This is a genomic window from Sphaerisporangium melleum, assembly GCF_014646695.1.
GTDB classification, from domain to species: domain Bacteria; phylum Actinomycetota; class Actinomycetes; order Streptosporangiales; family Streptosporangiaceae; genus Sphaerisporangium; species Sphaerisporangium melleum.
The window spans coordinates 138,211-158,057 of record NZ_BMNT01000002.1 but is presented as its reverse complement, the minus strand read 5'-3'; the positions used below and the strand labels follow the sequence as shown (position 1 = coordinate 158,057).

General features: G+C 73.3%; 18 protein-coding genes. 13 read left to right on the top strand and 5 right to left on the bottom strand.

Translation table 11 applies throughout. The features are described from left to right. Positions 1-98: 98 nt before the first annotated feature. The gene (locus IEY93_RS02520) at positions 99-1,394 is read right to left on the bottom strand and encodes a coenzyme F420-0:L-glutamate ligase (RefSeq protein WP_189161285.1); all 1,296 of its coding nucleotides are present in this window, start codon (positions 1,392-1,394) and stop codon (positions 99-101) included. Further along, complete coding sequence (cofD, locus tag IEY93_RS02515) at positions 1,391-2,317, bottom strand: 2-phospho-L-lactate transferase (protein WP_189161284.1); 927 nt, start codon at positions 2,315-2,317, stop codon at positions 1,391-1,393. Before cofD ends, IEY93_RS02520 begins: the two co-directional genes overlap by 4 nt. A 214-nt stretch (positions 2,318-2,531) precedes the next feature. Between cofD and IEY93_RS02510 the strand changes: the two genes are divergently transcribed. The 4 genes from IEY93_RS02510 (at position 2,532) to IEY93_RS02495 (ending at position 10,243) form a co-directional block, all read left to right on the top strand. After that, positions 2,532-4,931 carry a hypothetical protein gene (locus IEY93_RS02510; protein WP_189161283.1) on the top strand — a complete coding sequence of 800 codons (2,400 nt, stop codon included), beginning with the start codon at positions 2,532-2,534 and terminating at the stop codon, positions 4,929-4,931. 270 nt (positions 4,932-5,201) lie between these two features. Then, on the top strand, positions 5,202-5,444 hold the full coding sequence (locus tag IEY93_RS02505; protein WP_184889896.1) for a WhiB family transcriptional regulator: 243 nt from the start codon (positions 5,202-5,204) through the stop codon (positions 5,442-5,444). A 288-nt stretch (positions 5,445-5,732) separates the two neighbouring features. Then, a complete protein-coding gene (locus IEY93_RS02500; RefSeq protein WP_203968331.1) occupies positions 5,733-8,810 on the top strand; it encodes a glycosyltransferase family 2 protein in 3,078 nt (1,025 codons plus the stop codon). Continuing rightward, positions 8,807-10,243 (top strand): DUF5719 family protein, encoded by a 1,437-nt coding sequence (locus IEY93_RS02495; protein WP_189161282.1) that lies wholly within the window; start codon positions 8,807-8,809, stop codon positions 10,241-10,243. Before IEY93_RS02500 ends, IEY93_RS02495 begins: the two co-directional genes overlap by 4 nt. Positions 10,244-10,265: 22 nt before the next feature. On the opposite strand, the gene IEY93_RS02490 is transcribed toward IEY93_RS02495, so the two are convergent. Continuing rightward, positions 10,266-10,730 carry a metallopeptidase family protein gene (locus IEY93_RS02490; protein ID WP_229690791.1) on the bottom strand — a complete coding sequence of 155 codons (465 nt, stop codon included), beginning with the start codon at positions 10,728-10,730 and terminating at the stop codon, positions 10,266-10,268. A 221-nt stretch (positions 10,731-10,951) separates the two neighbouring features. Here IEY93_RS02490 and IEY93_RS02485 point away from each other — a divergent pair, with 221 nt between their 5' ends. From IEY93_RS02485 to IEY93_RS37740, 7 genes are all read left to right on the top strand, one after another. Beyond that, positions 10,952-11,320 (top strand): DUF3499 domain-containing protein, encoded by a 369-nt coding sequence (locus IEY93_RS02485; protein WP_189161281.1) that lies wholly within the window; start codon positions 10,952-10,954, stop codon positions 11,318-11,320. 131 nt (positions 11,321-11,451) lie between these two features. Further along, the gene (locus IEY93_RS02480; protein ID WP_189161280.1) at positions 11,452-12,819 is read left to right on the top strand and encodes a phosphomannomutase/phosphoglucomutase; all 1,368 of its coding nucleotides are present in this window, start codon (positions 11,452-11,454) and stop codon (positions 12,817-12,819) included. Then, complete coding sequence (locus IEY93_RS02475; protein ID WP_189161279.1) at positions 12,816-12,989, top strand: Trm112 family protein; 174 nt, start codon at positions 12,816-12,818, stop codon at positions 12,987-12,989. The genes IEY93_RS02480 and IEY93_RS02475 overlap by 4 nt, the downstream gene beginning before the upstream one ends. Beyond that, positions 12,986-14,107, top strand: coding sequence for an SIS domain-containing protein (locus IEY93_RS02470; RefSeq protein ID WP_229690790.1), 1,122 nt, complete (start codon positions 12,986-12,988; stop codon positions 14,105-14,107). Before IEY93_RS02475 ends, IEY93_RS02470 begins: the two co-directional genes overlap by 4 nt. A gap of 64 nt (positions 14,108-14,171) precedes the next feature. Continuing rightward, entirely contained in the window at positions 14,172-15,137 is a 966-nt protein-coding gene (locus tag IEY93_RS02465; protein WP_189161278.1) for a cation diffusion facilitator family transporter, read from the top strand. Positions 15,138-15,494: 357 nt separating this feature from the next. Beyond that, positions 15,495-15,767 (top strand): Scr1 family TA system antitoxin-like transcriptional regulator, encoded by a 273-nt coding sequence (locus tag IEY93_RS02460; protein ID WP_189161400.1) that lies wholly within the window; start codon positions 15,495-15,497, stop codon positions 15,765-15,767. 34 nt (positions 15,768-15,801) lie between these two features. Further along, entirely contained in the window at positions 15,802-16,017 is a 216-nt protein-coding gene (locus tag IEY93_RS37740) for a DUF397 domain-containing protein (protein WP_308425727.1), read from the top strand. A gap of 19 nt (positions 16,018-16,036) precedes the next feature. Here IEY93_RS37740 and IEY93_RS02450 read toward each other — a convergent pair whose 3' ends face one another. Further along, a complete protein-coding gene (locus tag IEY93_RS02450; RefSeq protein ID WP_189161276.1) occupies positions 16,037-16,372 on the bottom strand; it encodes a MerR family DNA-binding transcriptional regulator in 336 nt (111 codons plus the stop codon). 113 nt (positions 16,373-16,485) lie between these two features. Here IEY93_RS02450 and ahcY (IEY93_RS02445) point away from each other — a divergent pair, with 113 nt between their 5' ends. Both ahcY (IEY93_RS02445) and ahcY (IEY93_RS02440) read left to right on the top strand, forming a co-directional pair. Further along, positions 16,486-17,913, top strand: coding sequence for an adenosylhomocysteinase (gene ahcY / locus IEY93_RS02445; RefSeq protein WP_189161275.1), 1,428 nt, complete (start codon positions 16,486-16,488; stop codon positions 17,911-17,913). 139 nt (positions 17,914-18,052) lie between these two features. Then, entirely contained in the window at positions 18,053-19,246 is a 1,194-nt protein-coding gene (gene ahcY / locus IEY93_RS02440) for an adenosylhomocysteinase (protein WP_229690809.1), read from the top strand. On the opposite strand, the gene IEY93_RS37735 is transcribed toward ahcY (IEY93_RS02440), so the two are convergent. Then, positions 19,216-19,847: carboxylate-amine ligase (locus tag IEY93_RS37735; protein ID WP_444544675.1), on the bottom strand; the 632-nt coding region annotated here is incomplete at its 5' end. The genes ahcY (IEY93_RS02440) and IEY93_RS37735 overlap by 31 nt on opposite strands.

Here is a 19,847-nt window from a genome sequence, read left to right as displayed (position 1 = left end):
GACCCCGCTGCGGGCGGGCCTCGCCCCGGTCGCCATGGCAGGCGCCCGGGGCGGGGCCGCCCGGTCGCGGCCGGAGGGTGATCGGGCGGTCCGGCAGGTCAGCGGGTGACGATGAAGTCGTCCGGGTCGCGCGGGGGACGGTCACGCGGCGGCGCGGCGGCGTGGCCGACGGCCACGGCGCCCATCGGGTCCCACGACTCCGGCAGGTCCAGCACCTCGCGCACGACCTCGCGGCAGAACATCGTGGAGGACACCCACGCCGAGCCCAGCCCCTCGACGGCGAGCTGCACCAGGAGGTTCTGCACGCCCGCGCCGGTCGCCACGACGAACATCTCGCGCTCGGCCGCGTTGCGCCGCGCGTCGGGGTAGGTGTGCGAGCCCTCCATCACCAGGCAGGGCACCACCAGGTACGGGGCGCGGCGCAGCACGTCGCCCCGCTTCACCCGCCGGGCGATCGACTCCTCGGTGAAGCCGGTGGCGCGCAGGTCGCGCACCCAGGCCGCGAGCATGGCGTCCAGCAGCTTCTCCCGCGTCCCGGCCGACTCCAGCAGCACGAACCGCCACGGAGTGGTGTGGTGCGGAGCGGGCGCGCTGACCGCCGCGGCCACGGCCCGCCCGACCGCCGCCGGGTCCACCGGCGCGGCGGAGAACTCCCTGATCGTCCGGCGGGCGAACAGCACCTCCGAGGAGCCGAACCGGAACATGTCCTCGTCGGCCGGCCGGACCAGCGGCCGTACCCCAGGGCCGTCCTCCTCGGTGACCAGGTGGGCCAGGCCGCGCACCACCGCGACCGGGACGCCGTCCAGCTTGCCCTTGACCAGCTCGGCCGCCGCCGCGATCTCGTCGACCAGCGCGGTGACCGTCGCCGACAGCGGGTTGCCGTAGCCGTCCGAGCGGCCGCGCAGGTCGTCGAGCGGCCGGACGCCGGCCGCGCCGATCGCGACGTCGGTCAGGCCGTTGCGCCACGGACGGCCGAAGGTGTCCGACAGGATCACCCCGGCCCTGACCGGCAGCCCCGCCCGAATGCGGCGGGCGGAGGCGTCGGGGTCCTGCGGCAGCAGCAGCACGGTGCCGGGCTCGGTGTTGGAGGCGTCCACCCCGGCGGCGGCCATCACGAACCCGTGGCGGGTCTGGGCGATCACGGTGTCGCCCCGGCGGGCCACGACCCGCTCGGTCTCCGCGGCGATCGCCTCGGCGCGGTCGTGCGCCCGGCGCACCCGGCCCTCGGCCTTGCTGACGATCTTGGAAGTGACCACGAGGATGTCGCCGTCGGCCAGGCCGGGCACGGCGCGGGCGATCAGCGCGGCCAGGTCGTCGCCCGGCCGCACCTCGGGCAGGCCGGTGACCCCGTGGACGACGAGCTCGCGGAGCTCGCGGCCGGTCGTGGTGCTCATCGGGCCAGCTCCAGGGTGGCGCGGGCGATCGCGGCGGTGGCCTCGACGTCGGTCATGAGCAGCGGCCGCGCCACCACCTGTACCCCGTCCAGCGCGACCCCGGCGTCCTCCTCGGCGACCAGCCACCCGTCGAGCAGCCGCGCGCCGTACAGGTCGAGCACCGCCTGGGCGCTGGTCTCCACGCCGATCGCGGTGAGGCACGCGTCGGCCATGCCGCGCACCGGGGCGCCGCCGATGATGGGGGAGACTCCGATCACGGTCTTGGGCTCCAGCGCCTCGCGGATGCCGGGGATCTGGAGGATCGTCCCGATGCTCACCACCGGGTTGGATGGCGGCAGGATCACCACGTCCGCCTCTTCGACGGCCTCCAGCACGCCGGGGGCGGGCTTGGCGTCGTCGGCGCCGACCAGCACGAACCGCAGGGCGGGCGCCGCGGCGCGCATGCGCACCCACCACTCCTGGAAGTGGACGGCCCGCCGGCCCTGCTCGTCCTCGATGACCACGTGGGTCTCGACCCGGTCGTCGGTCATCGGGATCAGCCGGACGCCCGGCCGCCAGCGCGCGCACAGGGCCTCGGTCACCGCCGACAGCGGGTAGCCGGCGCCCAGCATCTGGGTGCGCACGATGTGCGTGGCGAAATCGCGGTCGCCGAGGCCGAACCACTGCGGTTCCATGCCGTAGGCCGCGAGCTCCTCCTTGACGGTGTGGTGCTCGTCGGCGCGGCCCCAGCCCTGCCCCTCGTCGATGCCGCCACCGAGGGTGTACATGACGGTGTCGAGGTCGGGGCAGACGCGTAGTCCGAACAGGGTGATGTCGTCGCCGGTGTTGCCGATGACGGTGATCTCGGCGTCGGGGGCGGCGGCCTTGAGCCCACGGAGGAACCGGGCGCCGCCGATGCCGCCGGCGAGGGACAGGATGCGCATGCCGTCAAGTGTTCCACTGGCCGGCGCGCCGCCGGTTCCGGGCCGGTCGGCGTGGGCGAAAGGGGACGGAAAGCCCTGCTCGACGGCGGAATACGGCTCCGAGCGGCGCAGCACAGTGATCTTCTGTGATCTGTGAGGTTGTTGGGTCTTGTGCCGCCAAAGTGCGGAGATGTGCGAAACTGCGCATGCCGTATGGACCCATTGGGGGGTAGTTGTGGTCAAAGTAGAGCCTGGACGGCTCCGCGAGCCTGCGGCCTGGCTCATGCTCGCGGTGGTCTGCGCGCAGGTCCTGGTCGGCGTCGAGCGGATGTTCCTCGGAGCCGGGGAGTCCTTCGCCGAACGGGCGTCCTCCTCGCTCATCCGGATGACCTCACCGGTGTACGCGGCGCTCGCGATCGGGGCGATCGTCCTGGTCACCCGGTTCGGACCGCCCACCCCCCGCGCCCGCCTGGTCAACCTCGTCGCCGTCGGCGTGCTCGCGGTCGCGACCCTGTTCGGCCTCATCGCCTTCCTCGCCGGCTTCGGGGACGCCTTCGCGGCCGGTGGCCTGGCGGTGATCGAGCACCTGCTGACCGGCCTGTCCTCCCTCGCCCTCACCGCCGTCGCCCTGGTGTACGCGATGTCGGTACTCGCGCCCGCGGCGGCCCGGCCTCGGCAGGAGGCGTTCGGCGCGCAGGGCTTCATCCCCCCGCAGGGCATGCCCGGCCCCCAGCAGGCTCCTCACCAGGGCTTCCACGAGCACCCCGGTCCGCCCCCGGGCATGGCCGAGCACCCGGGTCATCCTCACCAGCAGTCCGGCCCGTACCAGCCCGGCCCGCAGCCGGCGTTCGCCGAACAGCATGGGCAGCATGGGCAGCACGGGCAGCCGGGTCCGCAGGCGCACTCGGGCGGCCACGACGGTCCGCAGTCGCAGCCGGCGCTGCCGCCCGGCCCCGGCGCGTACGCCTCGCAGCACTCCCAGCCGCTCGACCCGTACGCACCGCCCGCCCCGGACGGATACGGCCCGCAGGGCCGGCCGGACGAGCAGCGGCCGCAGCCCTCCGCGCCGGGCGCCTACGAGCCGCAGCCGTCGAACCCCCACGAGCAGTGGCAGCCCGCGCCCGGTCACGACCAGCCTCAGCCCGCCGGGGCGGCGCAGCAGGCCGGCGGATACGAGCAGTCCCAGCCCGGTGGCGGATACGAGCCGCAGGCCACCGGCCCGTACGAGCGGCCCGCCGGCCCCGTCTATGAGCCCCGGCCGTCCGGCGCCTACGAGCCGCAGCAGCCCGGGGCGTACGAGCCGCAGCCCTCCGGGGCCTACGAGCGGCCGGTGGGCACCGGAGCCTTCGGCGGGCAGCAGCCCGCGGCGTACGCCGCTTCGTCGGGGCCGGCGGCCCAGAGCGGTGACGCCTACGGGCCGCAGACGCCCTCTCCCTACACCCCGGCCGGTGCGGGCTCCGCGGGCTCCGCGAGCTCCGACGGCCCGACGGGTCCGACCGCGCCTGCGGGCCCCGGCGCCTTCGGGCACCCCGACGCCTTCACCACCGGCGCCCGCCAGGCCCTGCCGACCGGCGAGCCGGACACTCCGTCCCCCTTCGACTCGGCGCCCTATGGCACCCCCCAGCCCGGTGGCGCCGCGTACGGGCGGACCGGCCCATCGGACCAGCCCTCGGCGTACGGGGCGACAGGTCCGCAGGCGAGCCCGCTGGACCAGCCGTCGTATGGCGCGACGGGGCCGCAGACGAGTCCGGTGGAGGGTGCTTCGTCGTTCGGGCAGTCCGGTCCGCAGGTGAGCCCGTTGGACCAGCCGCCGGCGTACGGCGCGACGGGTCCGCAGGCGAGCCCGCTGGACCAGCCGCCGGCGTACGGGGCCACCGGCCCGCAGACCAGCCCGGTGGAGGGCGGTTCCGGCTACGGCCTGGGCACGACCCAGCCCGGCTCCTACGGCGCGACCGGCGCGCAGCCGGGCGGCGAGCCCTACGGCGGCTACTCCTCCGGCGAGTTCGGCCGGCCCGCGGAGCCCTCCCCGCTGTACGGCGAGAACGCCGCCGACCCGCGACGGCAGCAGCTCGCGCAGGCCTACCAGCAGGCCCAGAGCTACCAGCAGGGGCAGGGCGGCAGGCAGAGCGGCGTCGCCGGGACGTCCTCCGCCGACTCCGGCGCCGGCCAGGCCTCCTCGGCCTCGGGGCCGGGCGCGCCGGAGTACACCGGCACCCAGCCGGTGCGCACGCCGGACTACACCAACACCTATGGCGGCGGCCCGTTCGGCCACCCGCAGTCGCCCGCCGACGCACCCGGATACGCCCGCCCGGCGGACTCCCCCCAGTACCGCCCGGCGCAGGACCAGTCCTACCCGCCTCAGGACCAGCCCTATTCCGGCCAGGGCCGGCCCGCCTGGGAGGAGCCGCACTCGGAGAAGACGGTGCGGTACGACCAGGCGGCGTTCCAGAAGGACCCGCTGAACGCCCCGATGCCGCAGCAGGTCCAGCCGGGCCGGCGAGACGAGCCCATCGACCCGACCGCCATCTACGCCCCCGACCGGACCTCTCCGGCCAAGCCGGAGGAAAGCGATGGTAGAGATCGGGCAGTTCCCGGCGCGGACCAGGGAACTCCCTGGTACGGTTCGGACCGCTGAGGGCATACAAGATCGGGAATCGCGCTAGACCGTCCGGCCCTCCACAGGGAGGCGCGGGCGGTGGCGGGTTCCCTGCGGCCCGTATACCGGGGAGAGCCGTTCTCCCCGTGCGCTGTCATGCTGCTTGACGCCACACGCGGCACACGCGTGTAATTACAACTGTGTTGTTACGCCTTTCACATGCTGGGTATGGAGGAAGGTGTTCTAAGGGGGGCTCCGTTGCGGGGCGGGCGGGCGATCAGCAGGAGGTGTGCAGTGACCGACCTGGTCATGGCACAGATGCTCGGCGCGGAAGAGCTGGGATGGCAAGAGCGCGCGCTGTGCGCGCAGACCGACCCGGAGGCGTTTTTTCCAGAGAAGGGCGGGTCAACGCGGGAGGCCAAGAAGGTCTGCCGGTCGTGCGAGGTGCGGGCCGAGTGCCTGGAGTACGCCTTGCAGCATGACGAGAGGTTCGGCATCTGGGGGGGATTGTCGGAACGAGAGCGTCGCCGGATCAAGCGAGAGGCCGGCTGACCGGGCCGGGCGGGCCGCGGCCCGCCGGCACGGTGCGAAGCGGCAGGTGAACGGCGCCACGACGCCGAGATGATCACGGTCACGGCCACACGGCGTGGGGAGGGGAGCCCGCGGCGGCGGCCTGGCGAGGGGACGTGGTCGGCGAGGCGGCGAGACGTGGCGTCCGACGATGACGTATGCCCGAGGATCCACTGCCAGGCCGAGTTGGCAGACCAGCGGATCCTCCGCGCCCAGGTTGCCGTATCGTGATCGGCGCAAGCCACACGAGCCCCCAAGGACACCGTCCCCGTGCAACCGCCGCGTCCATCGGTCACCGCCATCGTCGTCTCCCATGACGGCGCACGCTGGCTGAAGGAGACACTCCAGGGGGTTCTGCGTCAGTCGCGTCCCCTCGACCGGCTCGTCGGTGTGGACAACGGCAGCCGTGACGGCAGCGCCGCGTTGCTCACCGAGGCGTTCGGCGCGAACTCCGTCCTGACCATGCCCCGCTCCACCGGGTTCGGTGAGGCGGTCGCCGCGGTGCTCGAACGGCTGCCGCACACTGGCGGCGAGGAATGGATCTGGCTGCTGCACGACGACTGCGCGCCCGACCGGCACGCGCTGGAGGCGCTGCTGTGGGCCGCCGCCGGTGACCGCGAGGCCGTCATCCTCGGCCCGAAGATCCGTGACTGGCTCGACCGCCGCACCCTGCTGGAAGTCGGCGTGACGGTCGACCGGTCGGGCCGCCGCGACACCGCGCTGGAGCCCCGGGAGTACGACCAGGGGCAGCACGACGGCGTCCACGAGGTGCTGTCGGTCTCCACGGCCGGCATGCTCGTCCGCCGTGACGTGTGGGAGCGGCTCGGCGGACTGGATCCCGAGCTCCCGCTGTTCCGCGACGACCTCGACCTGTGCTGGCGCGCCACCGCGGCCGGGCACAAGGTGCTGTGCGTCACCGCCGCCGTCGCCTGGCACGCCGAGGCGGCGGCGCGCCGCAGGCGCCGCATGGCGGTCAGCGACACCCACCCGCGCAGGCTCGACCGGCGCAACGCCATGTTCGTCGTCATGGCGAACCTGCCGTTCCGCTCGATGCTGTGGTCGGTCGTGCGCAACCTGTTCGTCTCCCTGCTGCGCACACTGTTGCTGCTGCTGGCCAAACAGCCGGCCAACGCCCTGGACGAGGTGGTCGCCTTCGGCGGCGTCCTTTCCTCTCCGCGCCGCCTGCTGAAGGCCAGGAAGGCCAGGAAGCAGGGCAGGAAACAGGGATATCCCAAGGTCAAAGCCCTGTTCACCCCGCCGGGCATGGCCCTGCGGCGCCTCACCGACATGGTGCAGGGCTATCTGTCCGGCGCCGGGCCCATCGACTCCGCCGGACGCCACCACGCCGTCATCTCCGAGCCCTCCGGCGAGGACGACGGCGATGAGCTGCTCACCGACGCCGGCCTCATGCAGCGCGTCTTCGGCAACCCCGGCGTCCTGCTCTGCCTGGGGCTGCTCGCGGTGACCATCGCCGCGGAGCGGTCGCTGCTGTACGGAGGGCTGCTCGGCGGCGGGGCGCTGGTGCCCGTCGTGGGCGGCGCCTCCGACCTGTGGCAGTTCTACACCTCCGGGTACCACGCGGCCGGGCTCGGCTCCGGCGGCTGGGCTCCGCCGTACGTCGCCGTCCTGGCCGCGCTGTCCACGATCTTCCTCGGCAAGACCTGGCTCGCGGTCTCGGTGCTGCTGCTCGGCTGCGTGCCGCTCGCCGGCCTGTCGGCCTACATCGCCACCCGCTCGATGATCTCGCACCCGCTGGCCCGGGTGTGGCTCGCCGCGTCCTACGCGCTGCTGCCCGTGGCGACGGGCGCGGTCGCGGCCGGGCGGCTCGGCACGGCGGTGGTGTTCGTGCTGCTGCCCGCCTACGCCGCCCTCGCCGCCAGGGTCATCACCGGCGAGCGGCGCCGCGCCCGCCGGGCCGCCTGGGCGCTCGGCCTGCTGCTCGCGGTCGGCACCGCGTTCGCGCCCTTGGTCTACGTGCTGGTCGCGGTGCTCGGCGGCCTCGCCGCCGTCTCGTTCGGCGGAGTACGGCGCGGGGTGGGCGCCTCGCTCGGCATCGCGATGGCCGTGCCGATCGTGCTGCTGGCCCCCTGGCTGGCCCAGCTCGCCGCCGACCCCGGGCGCATCCTGCTGGAGGCCGGCCTGCACCGGCCCGAGCTGGTCGACTCCCGGCTGCCCCCCGAGGCGCTGCTGCTGCTCAGCCCGGGCGGTCCCGGCGTGCCGCCCGTCTGGGTGACCGGAGGGCTCTTCGCCGCCGCGCTGGCCGCCCTGCTGTTCCGCCGGCACCAGATGGTGGTCGTCGTCGGCTGGGGCGTCACGGTCTTCGGCGTGCTGGTGGCCACCGTGGCGGCCCGCGTCCCGGTCGGCGACGCCCCTGCCTGGCCCGGCGTGCCGCTGGCCTTCGCCGCCACCGGCCTCATCGTGGCCGCGGCGCTGACCGGTCACCGCGTCATCGAGCTGCACCGGGCGGGCGGCCTGCGCCGGGTCGGCGCGGCGCTGATGGTGCTGGTGGCCTGTGCGTCGCCCGTCCTGGTGGCCGGCCTGTGGATCAAGGACGGGGTGGACGGGCCGCTGCGGCGCGGCGTGCCGAGCGTGATCACCGACTTCGTCGCCGCCGCCTCCCGGCAGGGCGAGGGCACCATCGTGCTCCGCTCGGGAGCGGACGGCTTGCTGACCTTCACCGTGCTGCGCGGACGCACCCCGCTGATCGGCGAGACCGAGCTGCCGGTGCCCGATGCTCTGCGCCGCCGGCTGTCCGACCTGGTCGCCGGGGTCATCTCCGGGCGCGGCGGGGACGACGCGGTCGCCCTGGCCTCCTACGGCGTGCGCTTCGTCGCCGTCCCCGGCCCGGTCGACGCCAAGGTGCGGCGCTCCCTGGACGCGGACCCGGCGCTCACCCGGGTCAACCTCTCGCCGAACGGCGGCCTGTGGCGCATGGTGGCACCGCTCGGCCGGGTCTACCTGCAGGGCAAGGACGGCGGGCGCACCCCCGTCCCGTACACCGAGCCGGCGGGCGGCGGCATCGCCGTCACCGTCCCGCCCGGCGAGCCGGGACGCACCCTGGTGCTGGCCGAGCCCGCGGGCGGCTGGACGGCCACCGCCGGCGGCTCCTCGCCGGCCGCCCGCACCATCGACGGCTGGGCGCAGGGCTTCGAGCCGCCGGCGGCGGGCGGGCGCGTCACCATCGAGTACGGCGCCTCCTGGCACCGGATCTGGCTGTGGGCCCAGCTCGCGATCGTCGTCCTCGTCCTCGTGCTGGCCTCGCCCGGCGCGCGCGGCGCCGAGATCACCGAAGAGTACGCCGAGCCGGTGGCCGCCGAGCGCGAGCTTCAGGAGGTGCCGGCCCGGTGAGGCTGCTGATCGAGAACCGCTTCGGGTTCCTCGCCCTGGTGCTGGTGGTCCTCGCGGCCATGTTCGGCGTGGCGTTCGCCACCCGCCAGGGCGTCGCGCCGGCCCCCGTCCCCGCCCCCGCGCGGGTGGCGGTGGAGTCGGTCTCGACCGTCTGCCCCGACCCCGGCGGCGCCCGGGTCACCGCGGTCACTCCGCCGGGTGGCAAGGGCGAGGGGACCGCCACGGTGGCCGAGGTCGGCGGCAAGCCGTCCGCCGCGTCGCGGCTGGAAGGGCCGGGCGTGCCGTGGCAGCGGGACGTGCCGGCCCGCGTCGGCCCGGTGGAGGTCGCAGGCGCGGGTGCGATGGCCGCCGGCCTGGAGGCCGCCCAGACCAGCCGCCGGCTCGGCGGCGACGCGCGTGGCCTGGCCGGCGTGCGGTGCGCGGAGCCCGGCGCCGTCGCCTGGTTCGTCGGGCCCGGCCCGGCCGCCGCCGACGTCCGGCTCTTCCTGACCAACGCCGACGACGCCGAGACCATCGTGGAGATCCTGGTCTACGCGGGCGAGGGGCCCGTGGTGAACGACTCCGGCAGCAGCCTGGTGCTCAAACCCGGCGAGCACCGCACCGTGCGGCTGCGCGACCTCGCCCCTTCGCCGCTGGTCATGGCGGTCGAGGTGCGCACCATCAGCGGGCGTGTCGCCGCGGCGGCGCGGGCGGTGCTGCCCAAGGGCAAGGGCACCGACTGGCTGCCCGCCGCGGCCGAGCCCGCCACGACCGTCGTCGTCCCCGGCATTCCCGGCGGCGGCGGTCTGCGTGAGCTGTACGTCACCGCGCCGGGGGAGGCCGACACGGTCGTCCACGTGAAGGCGCTGACCGCCGACGGGTTCTACGCGATGAAGAACCGCGAGTCCCTGGAGGTCCCCGCCGGGTCGACCGCCTCGCTCGACCTGTCCACCGGCATCGGCGGCCAGCCGGCGGCGATCGTCCTGACGGCGGACGTGCCGATCGTCGCCGGGGCGATGACCACCGGCACCGGCAGCCGTCCGGACGTCGCGTTCAGCGCGGGGGCCCCGGCGATCGACGTGGGCAGCGTGGTCGCCGACAACCGGGCCGGTAAGAAGCTCTCGTCGCGGCTGATCCTGTCGGCGCCCGGCGCGGCCGCGAAGGTCCGTGTGCAGGCACTGCCCCGCAAGGGCGCCGCGCCCGCGCCGGTGGAGGTCGAGATCCCGGCCGCGCGCACCAAGGAGATCAAACTCGCCCCGCCGGGCGGGGGCGACTTCAGCGTCATGGTGCAGCCGCTGGCGGGGTCGGGCCCGGTGTACGGCGGGCGGGTGCTGGACGAGAGCACGCCCGAGGGGCTGCTGATCACCGCCCAGCCGCTCGCACTGGCCCGCACCTGGGCGATCGTCCCGCCGGTCGAGGAGACCTCCGACGTGGTGCTGCCCGCCGCGCGCTGACGTCCGCGGCGGGCCGCCGGAGTCAGTGCCGGTCGTCGTACCCGGGGTCGACGGTCTCGGGGGACAGGCCGAGCAGGCTCGCGACCTGCTCGACGACCACGTCGTGCACGAGCGCGCCCAGGGTGTCGCGGTCGCGCGCCCGGGCCTCGAGCGGGCGGCGGTAGACGACCACGGCGGCGGGGGAGCCGGCGGTGGCCTGCTGGGCCCGGCCGAAGGGAATGGGGTCGGGGGAGAGCCTGCCCGGCCCGTCGATCAGCTCGTCGGGCGGCGGGACGTCCTCGACCGCGAACTCGACCGCCGAGAGCTGGTCGCCCCATTTCGGCCGCAGCCGTTCGACGGCGTCCAGCACGAAGTCGTCGAAGCGCTCGCTGCGGGAACGCGCGATGGGCACGTGCGACGGGGCGATCGGACCGCGCATGCCGCGGCCGTGCCGGTCGCGGCGTCGCGGGCCGTTGGGGCGGGGCGTGCCGCCTGGGGCCGAACTCACATAGCCAAGCCTAGATCGTGCCTGCCGGATCCCGTGCCCACTCCCTGTACTCACGGGCCACGCACCGTATGGGCCCCGGTGGAGCGGGGAGCGCGTCAAGGGGGTTCCGGGCAGGGTTATAGCGGCCGTAAATGGAGGGTAAGTGTCCGAAATGTGGCGACACGCTCGTTAAGAGCTCCTCGGTGGTGGCAATGTGAACGCGGACCGGATACGGTCCCTCCGTGAGCCCCGTCCGCAGCTGTTCCCGTACCGCCTGCAGGCAGCCTGCCGTCTTCACACTCACGTATGTCTACGCCGACTCGACCGCCGTGCTCGGCCCGTTGGCGACGTACGTCGAACCACACTGCTACGACCTGTGCGCGGACCACGCGGAGCGGCTGACCGCCCCCCGCGGGTGGGAGGTCGTCCGGCTGCCGTCGGAGGCGGGGCAGCCGAGCACCGACGACCTGGAAGCCCTGGCCAACGCCGTGCGCGAGGCCGCGCGGCCCACGCCCTCCTCCGGCGAGCCGGTGGGCCAGGGCGTCGAGGTCGGCCGCCGCGGCCACCTCCGGGTGCTGCGCTCGGCCCAGCAGCAGAACCTCGACCGTTGACATCCCGGCGGCGTCCCGCACCACGCCGTCCCTAGGGTGTCCGAGCGCGATGGCGTCCTGCCGCTCGGGCCAGAACTCCACGAGGACGCAGTAGGCTCGTCCGAAAAGACATGACTAGGTGCGGAGCGGAAGTGGGCGACCTCGCCAAGATCTTCAAGGCGTACGACATCCGCGGCGTGGTCCCGGGTGAGCTCGACGAAGCCGCCGCCGAGGCCGTGGGCGCCGCCTTCGTCGAAGTGCTCGGAGCCGCCGCCGTCGTGATCGCCCGCGACATGCGCGCCTCCTCGGTGCCGCTGTCGGCCGCCTTCGCCCGTGGCGCCACCGGCCGGGGCGCCGACGTGATCGACGCGGGCCTCGGCTCCACCGACCTGCTGTACTACGCCAGCGGCAGCCTCGCCCTGCCCGGCGCGATGTTCACCGCCAGCCACAACCCCGCCCGGTACAACGGCATGAAGCTCTGCCGGGCCGGCGCCGTCCCGGTGGGTGCCGAGACCGGGCTGACCGCCGTCCGCGACCGCGCCGCCGAGATCCTCGCCGCAGGCGGTCCGGCGGACGGCGACGGCGCGGTGGGCGAGGTCACCGGCCGTGACCTGCTCGCCGGGTACGCCGGCCATCTGCGCGCCCTGGTCGACCTGTCGGGCGTCCGCCCGCTGAAGGTCGTCGTGGACGCCGGCAACGGCATGGCCGGGCACACCGTCCCCGCGGTCTTCGCGGGCCTGCCGGTCGAGGTCGTCCCGCTGTACTTCGAGCTCGACGGCGCCTTCCCCAACCACGAGGCCAACCCGCTGGAGCCCGACAACCTCCGCGACCTGCAGAAGGCCGTCCTGTCCAACGGGGCCGACCTCGGCCTCGCCTTCGACGGCGACGCCGACCGCTGCTGGGTGGTCGACGAGCGCGGCGAGTCGGTGTCCCCCTCGGCGATCACCGCGCTGGTCGCCACGCGCGAGCTGGCCAGGCATCCCGGCGCGCCGGTGATCCACAACCTGATCACCTCCCGGGCGGTGCCCGAGATCATCGCCGAACACGGCGGCGTCCCCGTGCGCACCCGCGTCGGCCACTCGTTCATCAAGGCCGAGATGGCCCGGGCCGGGGCGGTGTTCGGCGGGGAGCACTCCGCGCACTACTACTTCCGCGACTTCTGGTTCGCCGACTCCGGCATGCTGGCCGCGCTGCACGTGCTGGCCGCGCTCGGCGGGCAGGACCGTCCGCTGTCGGAGCTCATCGCGGTCTACGTCCGCTATGCCGCGTCCGGCGAGATCAACAGCACCGTCTCCGACCAGCAGGCGGCGCTGGCCCGGGCCCGCGCGGCCTTCGCCGGCCGCGAGGGAGCGGTCGTCGACGACCTCGACGGCCTCACCGTGTCCGGGGCCGGCTGGTGGTTCAATCTTCGTCCGTCCAACACCGAGCCGCTCCTTCGGCTGAACGCCGAGGCGGCCGACGAGAAGCAGATGGCGGCGGTCCGGGACGAGGTCCTCGCCGTCGTGAGGAGTACACCATGAAGATCGACGATTGGCTGCTCGACATCCTGGCCTGCCCGGCGTGCAAGTCGCCGCTCAACGCCGTCCCCGACAGCGACGAGCTGGCGTGCACCTCGCAGACCTGCGGGCTGGTCTACCCCGTCCGGGACGACATCCCGGTGCTGCTCGTGGACGAGGCGCGCAGGGCGTGACCTCCTTCGAGCCCGAGCGGCTGGACGACGCGGCGCTCCTCGGCGAGGGCGACCCCTCGGGCATGCTGCCCGCGGTCGCCTCCTCGGCCGCGCAGGTGCGCACCGCGCACCGCGCCGCGCTGGAGGCCGGGGTGTCCCGGCTGTCGCGCGGCGACCGGCCCCGGGCCATCGTGGTCGCGGGCATGGGTACCTCCGCCCTCGCGGGGGACGTCCTCGCCGCGGTGTGCGGGGGCGGGGTCCCGATCCCCATCGTGACCGTCCGCTCCTACCGGCTGCCCGGCTGGGTGGGCGCCGCCGACCTGGTCATCGCGGTGTCGTCCTCGGGCGCGACCGAGGAGACCCAGGCGCTGGCGCTGGAGGCCGTCCGCCGGGGGTGCCGCCTGCTGGCGGTGTGCCGGCCGGGGTCCCCGCTGGCGGCGATCGCCGAGCAGGCGTCCGGGTTGCACCTGCCCGTCGCCACCGTCGCGGGCGGCCACCCCGCACCCCGGGCGAGCCTGTGGGCGCTGGCCGTCCCGATGCTCGCGGTGGCCGCCGAGCTCGGGCTGACCGACGTCGGGCCGCAGATCGTGGAGGCCGTGGCCGCGCGTCTTGAAGACCTCGCGCACCGCTGCCGTCCCTCCAGCGAGTCGTTCATCAACCCCGGAAAGACCCTCGCCATGGAGCTCGCCGGCACCATCCCCATGGTGTGGGGCACCTCCCCGGTCACCGCCGTGGCGGCGAGCCGCCTGGCCTCCCAGCTCGCCAAGAACGCCAAGTACCCCGCGATCAGCGGCGAGATGCCCGCGGCCGGCCACGACCAGGTGTCGGTGTTCGACGGCCCGCTCGCCGAGCGCGACATCTTCGCGGACGGCCCGTCCACCACCCTGCGGCTGGTCGTGCTGCGCGACCTGGACGAGCATCCCCAGGTGAGCAAGAAGCGCGTGACGGCGGTCCGGCTGGCCGAGGCACGGGGGGTCCCGGTCACCGAGGTGTCCGCCGAAGGCGAGCACCCGCTGGAGCGGCTGGCCTCGCTCGTCGGGCTGATCGATTATGGGACTGTTTATCTCGCCCTGGGGTACGGTGTCGATCCGGCGCCGGTTGCGGCGGTCACGGAGCTCAAGGCCAGGGCTACCCCCTAGGATCTGCGGTGACCGCCTTGAGGCGGGTCGTGCACGGTTCTACGGTGATGGGCGGAGACTTCGGGTGAGCGCGGGCGGCGGTACCAAGGCGATTCTCGCGGCGCTGGGGGCGAACCTCGCGATCGCGGTGGCGAAGTTCGTGGCGTTCTTGTTCACGGGCTCGTCCTCACTGCTCGCCGAGTCGGTGCACTCGGTCGCCGACTCGGGCAACCAGGCGTTGCTCCTGCTCGGAGACCGGCGTTCCCGGCGGCGCAGGGACCTGCGGCACCCGTTCGGGTACGGTCGTGAGCGATACTTCTACGCCTTCGTGGTCGCGGTCGTGCTGTTCACTATCGGCGCGGTGTTCTCGATCTACGAGGGCTTCGAGAAGATCGCCCATCCGCACGCGGTGGAGTCGCCGGGGTGGGCGTTCGGCGTGCTGATCTTCGCGATCGTGGCCGAGGGCTTCTCGTTCCGCACCGCGATCGTGGAGTCGCTGCCACACAAGGGCGACCACTCCTGGTTCACCTTCATCCGCCGGTCCAAGTCTCCCGAGCTGCCGGTCGTGCTCCTGGAGGACTTCGGCGCGCTGCTCGGCCTGATCTTCGCGCTGTTCGGCGTCACCATGGCCGTGGTCACCGGCGACGGCGTCTGGGACGGCATCGGCACGCTGATGATCGGCCTGCTGCTCGCGGTCATCGCGGTGATCCTGGCCATCGAGACCAAGTCGCTGCTCATCGGCGAGAGCGCCGCCCCCGAGACCGAGCGCCGCATCTGCGACGCGCTGGAGGGCGCCCCCGAGGTGGACCGCGTGATCCACCTGCGCACGCTGCACCTCGGCCCGGAGGAGCTGCTGGTGGCCGCCAAGATCGCCGTGCGGCACGACGACACCGCGGCCGAGGTCGCCCGGGGCATCGACGAGGCCGAGCGGCGCATCCGCGAGGCCGTCCCGATCGCCAAGGTCATCTATGTCGAGCCCGACCTCTACCGCGCCGACAAGGCGCCGAGCTCACCCACCACCCCCTCAGGCGCGCAGGCAGACCACGCCTGACCAAGGTCCTCGCCTCCGCGCCCTGAGGGCGCTCCGGCTCGGGCCGTGTTTCCCAGGGGGGCAAGCCCCCCTTCGACCCCCCATCGAAGGGCTCTGCCCCTCGAGCTCCCCGACCTCAGTGCAGGCCGCTGCGTTCGGCATTCCGAACGGAGATCCAATGCAGAACCAGGTCTGCGGATGTCCTTTGCCGGACGGCGCCGTCGCCGTCCGGAGGATACACGTCAGGGTTCCAGATCGAACCAGACTGTTCGCCCCTGCCCTTCCTGCCACCACCCCCATGCCGTGGACAACTCCCGGACCAGCCACAGACCACGTCCGCCTTCACTGAACGGGCCCACCTGGGCGGGAACCTGGGGGATGGGGGCCGAATTGCCGAACGTCACCATTCAAGTCCTTCCGGCGACATCCGGTGCCCATCCGGCTACGGCAGGACCGTTCAGCATCATGCAGTTCCGCGAACCGCATGATCCAGATGTGGTCTACCTCGAAAGCATGACCAGTAGCCTGTATGTCGAGAGTGATGCTGAGATCTACCGGTATACCCTCGCGTTCGACCACCTACGGGCGGCCGCTCTCGGCACAGAGGAGTCGAAGTCGGTCATCGCAAGGTCCGCCGAACGTTTCACCTGAACCGTCGTCGCAATCTGATCAAGAAAGCGCAGGGGTGTCCAGAGTGGACTGGTCCCGCGTCGCCTGGCGCAAGAGCAGCCGAAGTGGTGAGGGCGCGAACTGCGTGGAGGTCGCCCGCGCCGACAACTTGTACTTCGTGCGCGACTCGAAGAATCTCGAAGGGCCCAAGCTGGCCTTCTCCGCCGCCGAATGGCGGGCATTCATCGCGGACCTGCGGAGCGGCGACCAGCCGGCTGATCAGATGCGGTAGTGCGGTCGGCCGCACGCTGTCAGCGGCCCTGGCGGAGGAGGCGGAGGGCCTTCTCCTTTTCGAAGTCGAGGGCTCTGCGGGGGGCCTGGATGCGGCCGATGCGCAGGCCGAGGTCGCGTACGGCCTGCGCCACGGCGGGCTCGCTCAGCACGCGCAGGCCGAAGGCCAGCTCGGCGGGGGAGACGTCGAAGCGCCGCTCCAGCTCCATGGCCTGGGTGACCGCTCCCAGCTCCTCGGGGCCGAAACGCCGGTGGGAGCCCTTCTCGCGGGTCGGCGGCAGCAGGCCGAGTGCCTCCCGGTAGCGGAGCATGCGGGGGGACACGCCGAGCCGCTTGGCCGCCTCAGTGATGCGCATGACGGCCATTCTTACATTCTTGTGTCAGCTTCCGAGTTCTGGGGATGCGTTGGGGTCCGCCCGGCTCTTAAACTCGCAGAGACGCACAATGACCTGGTTGAGGAGAAGACACCATGGACTTCAAGGTCGCCGACCTTGCGCTGGCCGATTTCGGCCGCAGGGAGATCCGCCTCGCCGAGCACGAGATGCCCGGCCTCATGGCGGTCCGCCGCGAGTACGCCGACTCTCGCCCGCTGGCCGGAGCCAAGATCATGGGCTCGCTCCACATGACCATCCAGACCGCGGTGCTGATCGAGACGCTGGTCGCGCTCGGCGCCGACGTCCGCTGGGTGAGCTGCAACATCTTCTCCACCCAGGACCACGCGGCCGCCGCCGTCGTCGTCGGCCCCGAGGGCACCGTCGACGCCCCCAAGGGCGTGCCGGTGTTCGCCTGGAAGGGCGAGACCCTGGAGGAGTACTGGTGGTGCACCGACCAGGCGCTGCGCTGGCCCGACGGCACCGGCCCGAACATGATCCTCGACGACGGCGGTGACGCGACCCTCCTGGTGCACAAGGGCGCCGAGTACGAGAAGGCCGGCGCCGTGCCCTCGCCTTCCGAGGACGACCCGGAGGAGTGGAAGATCATCCTCGACCTCCTGCGCCGGACGGTGACCGACGAGGGCCGCTGGACCGCCGTGGCCTCGGCCATCAAGGGCGTCACCGAGGAGACCACGACCGGCGTCCACCGCCTGTACGAGATGTTCAAGGCCGGCACGCTGCTGTTCCCGGCGATCAACGTGAACGACTCGGTCACCAAGTCGAAGTTCGACAACAAGTACGGCTGCCGGCACAGCGTGATCGACGGCCTCAACCGCGCCACCGACGTGCTCATCGGCGGCAAGGTCGCCGTAATCTGCGGCTACGGCGACGTGGGCAAGGGCTGCGCCGACGCGCTGCGCGGCCAGGGCGCCCGGGTCATCGTCACCGAGATCGACCCGATCTGCGCGCTGCAGGCCGCCATGGACGGCTTCCAGGTGACCGTGCTGGAGGACGTCGTCGAGACCGCCGACATCTTCGTCACCACCACCGGCAACTTCGACATCATCACGGCCGACCACATGAGCCGGATGAAGCACAACGCGATCGTCTCCAACATCGGCCACTTCGACAACGAGATCGACATGGCCGGCCTGGCGAAGATCCCGGGCATCGTGAAGGAGGAGGTCAAGCCGCAGGTCCACACCTGGACCTTCCCCGACGGGCACCAGATCATCGTGCTGGCCGAGGGCCGCCTGATGAACCTCGGCTGCGCCACCGGCCACCCGAGCTTCGTGATGTCGAACTCCTTCACCAACCAGGTGATCGCGCAGATCGAGCTGTTCACCAAGACCGAGCAGTACCCGATCGGCGTCTACGTCCTGCCCAAGCACCTGGACGAGAAGGTCGCCCGGCTGCACCTCGACGCGCTCGGCGTCAAGCTCACCAAGCTGACCAAGACCCAGGCCGAGTACATCGGCGTGGACATCGAGGGCCCGTACAAGCCGGACCACTACCGCTACTGATCGGCGGACGAGCACGGCGGGGCCTCCGCGCCACGGCGCACGAGGCCCCGCGCCGCACAAAGGCACCTGGGACGAGGAGACGGTGGAGACCGAGGACGCGCCGCTCACCGAGGTGGGCGAGCGCCGCATCGAATGGGCGATGCGCTCCATGCCGGTGCTCCGCGCGATCGGCGCCCGCTTCGCCGACACGCGGCCGCTCGACGGGCTGAAGATCGCCGCCTGCCTGCACGTCACCGCCGAGACGGCGGTGCTGGTCGGCGCGCTGAAGGCCGGGGGCGCCGAGATCGCGCTCGCGGCCTCCAACCCGCTGTCCACCCAGAACGACGTCGCCGCCGCGCTCGGCGGGTACGGCGTGGAGGTGCACGCGCGGGCCGGTGTGGACATCGAGACCTACTACCGGCACATCCACCGCGCGCTGGACATCGGGCCCGACCTCGTGCTGGACGACGGCTGCGACCTGGTGAACATCCTGCACACCGAGCGGGTCGAGCTGCTGGACGCCGTGACCGGCGGCTGCGAGGAGACCACGACCGGGGTCATCCGGCTGCGGCAGATGACGGCCGAGCAGGCACTGCGGTTCCCGATGGTCGCGGTCAACGACACCCGCACCAAGCGGATGTTCGACAACCGGTACGGCACCGGCCAGTCCACCCTGGACGGCATCGTGCGGGCCACCAACATGCTGCTCGCCGGACGTACGGTCGTCGTCGCCGGGTTCGGCTTCTGCGGGCGCGGGGTCGCCGAGCGGGCCAGGGGGCAGGGCGCCCGGGTCATCGTCACCGAGATCGACCCGGTCAAGGCGGTGGACGCCGCGCTGCAGGGGTACGAGGTGCTCCCGATGGCCGACGCCGCCCGCGCCGGCGAGCTGTTCATCACCGTGACCGGCAATCGGGACGTGATCCGCGGCGAGCACCTCGCCGAGATGCGGGACGGCGCCGTCCTGGCCAACGCCGGCCACTTCGACGTCGAGATCGACGTGCGGGCCCTGGAGGGCATGGCGCAGGAGGTCAACTTCGGCGTGCGGCCCTACACCGACGAGTACGTCCTGGCCGACGGCAGGCGGCTGCTGCTGCTCGCCGAGGGCCGCCTGGTCAACCTCACCGCCGCCGAGGGGCATCCGGCGGCGGTGATGGACATGTCCTTCTCCGCGCACGCGCTCGCCGTCGCGTGGCTGGCCGAGGAGCGGGGACGGCTCGCGCCCGGGGTGTACGAGGTGCCGGCCGAGATCGACACCGAGGTGGCGCGGCTCAAGCTGGAGGCGGCCGGCATCGCGATCGACGAGCTCACCGCGGGCCAGGCCGACTACCTGCGTTCCTGGCGCGCCGGCTCCTGAGTCAGCGCCGGCTCCTGGATCCGTCCCGCCTCCTCGACCCGTGACGGCCCCCGCGTCCGCGCGTGCTCGACCAGCGCCGGCTCGTGCGGCCGCGCCGATCGCGGGACGGTGGCCCAGCGGGCCGGGCGGGCGACCGCGGTGCCCGGCCCGGGGCCGGAGCGGGCCAGGAAGTCGGGGACGGCGCCGGTCTGCCGCAGCAGCAGCTCGGCCACGTCCGCGACCCGCCTGCGGCGGTGGAAAGCCGTCCGCTGGCGCGCGGCCCCCGAGCCGTCCCGGCGCATCCGGCACAGCGCCGCCGTCACCAGTGGCAGGTCGCCGGTGGCCTCCAGCGCGGGCCGCACCCGCGCCAGCAGCCGCTCGGCGAGCACCCATCCCGGGACGAGCCGGCCGCTGAACATGTCGTAGACCGCACCCTCCACGCCGTCGCGCGCCGCCCGCCAGTACGCCGCGCACAGCAGCGCGTGCTCGACCGGGGGCGCGGGAACGCCGGCGCGCACGTCGTCCAGCGCGGTCGCGACCAGGGCGCGGACCAGCGCGGCCAGCATGACGGTCTCCTCGACCGTGGCGCAGGTGTCGGCCGCGCGGAACTCCAGCGTCGGCA

What these genes read in the sequence shown, in the direction of transcription:
- IEY93_RS02475 (WP_189161279.1), top strand. Translation starts at nt 12,816, where the DNA reads ATGAAGATCGACGATTGGCTGCTCGACATCCTGGCCTGCCCGGCGTGC.
- IEY93_RS02505 (WP_184889896.1), top strand. Translation starts at nt 5,202, where the DNA reads ATGGCACAGATGCTCGGCGCGGAAGAGCTGGGATGGCAAGAGCGCGCG.
- IEY93_RS02460 (WP_189161400.1), top strand. Translation starts at nt 15,495, where the DNA reads ATGGGGGCCGAATTGCCGAACGTCACCATTCAAGTCCTTCCGGCGACA.
- IEY93_RS02520 (WP_189161285.1), bottom strand. Translation starts at nt 1,394, where the DNA reads ATGAGCACCACGACCGGCCGCGAGCTCCGCGAGCTCGTCGTCCACGGG.
- IEY93_RS02450 (WP_189161276.1), bottom strand. Translation starts at nt 16,372, where the DNA reads ATGCGCATCACTGAGGCGGCCAAGCGGCTCGGCGTGTCCCCCCGCATG.
- cofD (WP_189161284.1), bottom strand. Translation starts at nt 2,317, where the DNA reads ATGCGCATCCTGTCCCTCGCCGGCGGCATCGGCGGCGCCCGGTTCCTC.
- ahcY (WP_229690809.1), top strand. Translation starts at nt 18,053, where the DNA reads ATGCGCTCCATGCCGGTGCTCCGCGCGATCGGCGCCCGCTTCGCCGAC.
- ahcY (WP_189161275.1), top strand. Translation starts at nt 16,486, where the DNA reads ATGGACTTCAAGGTCGCCGACCTTGCGCTGGCCGATTTCGGCCGCAGG.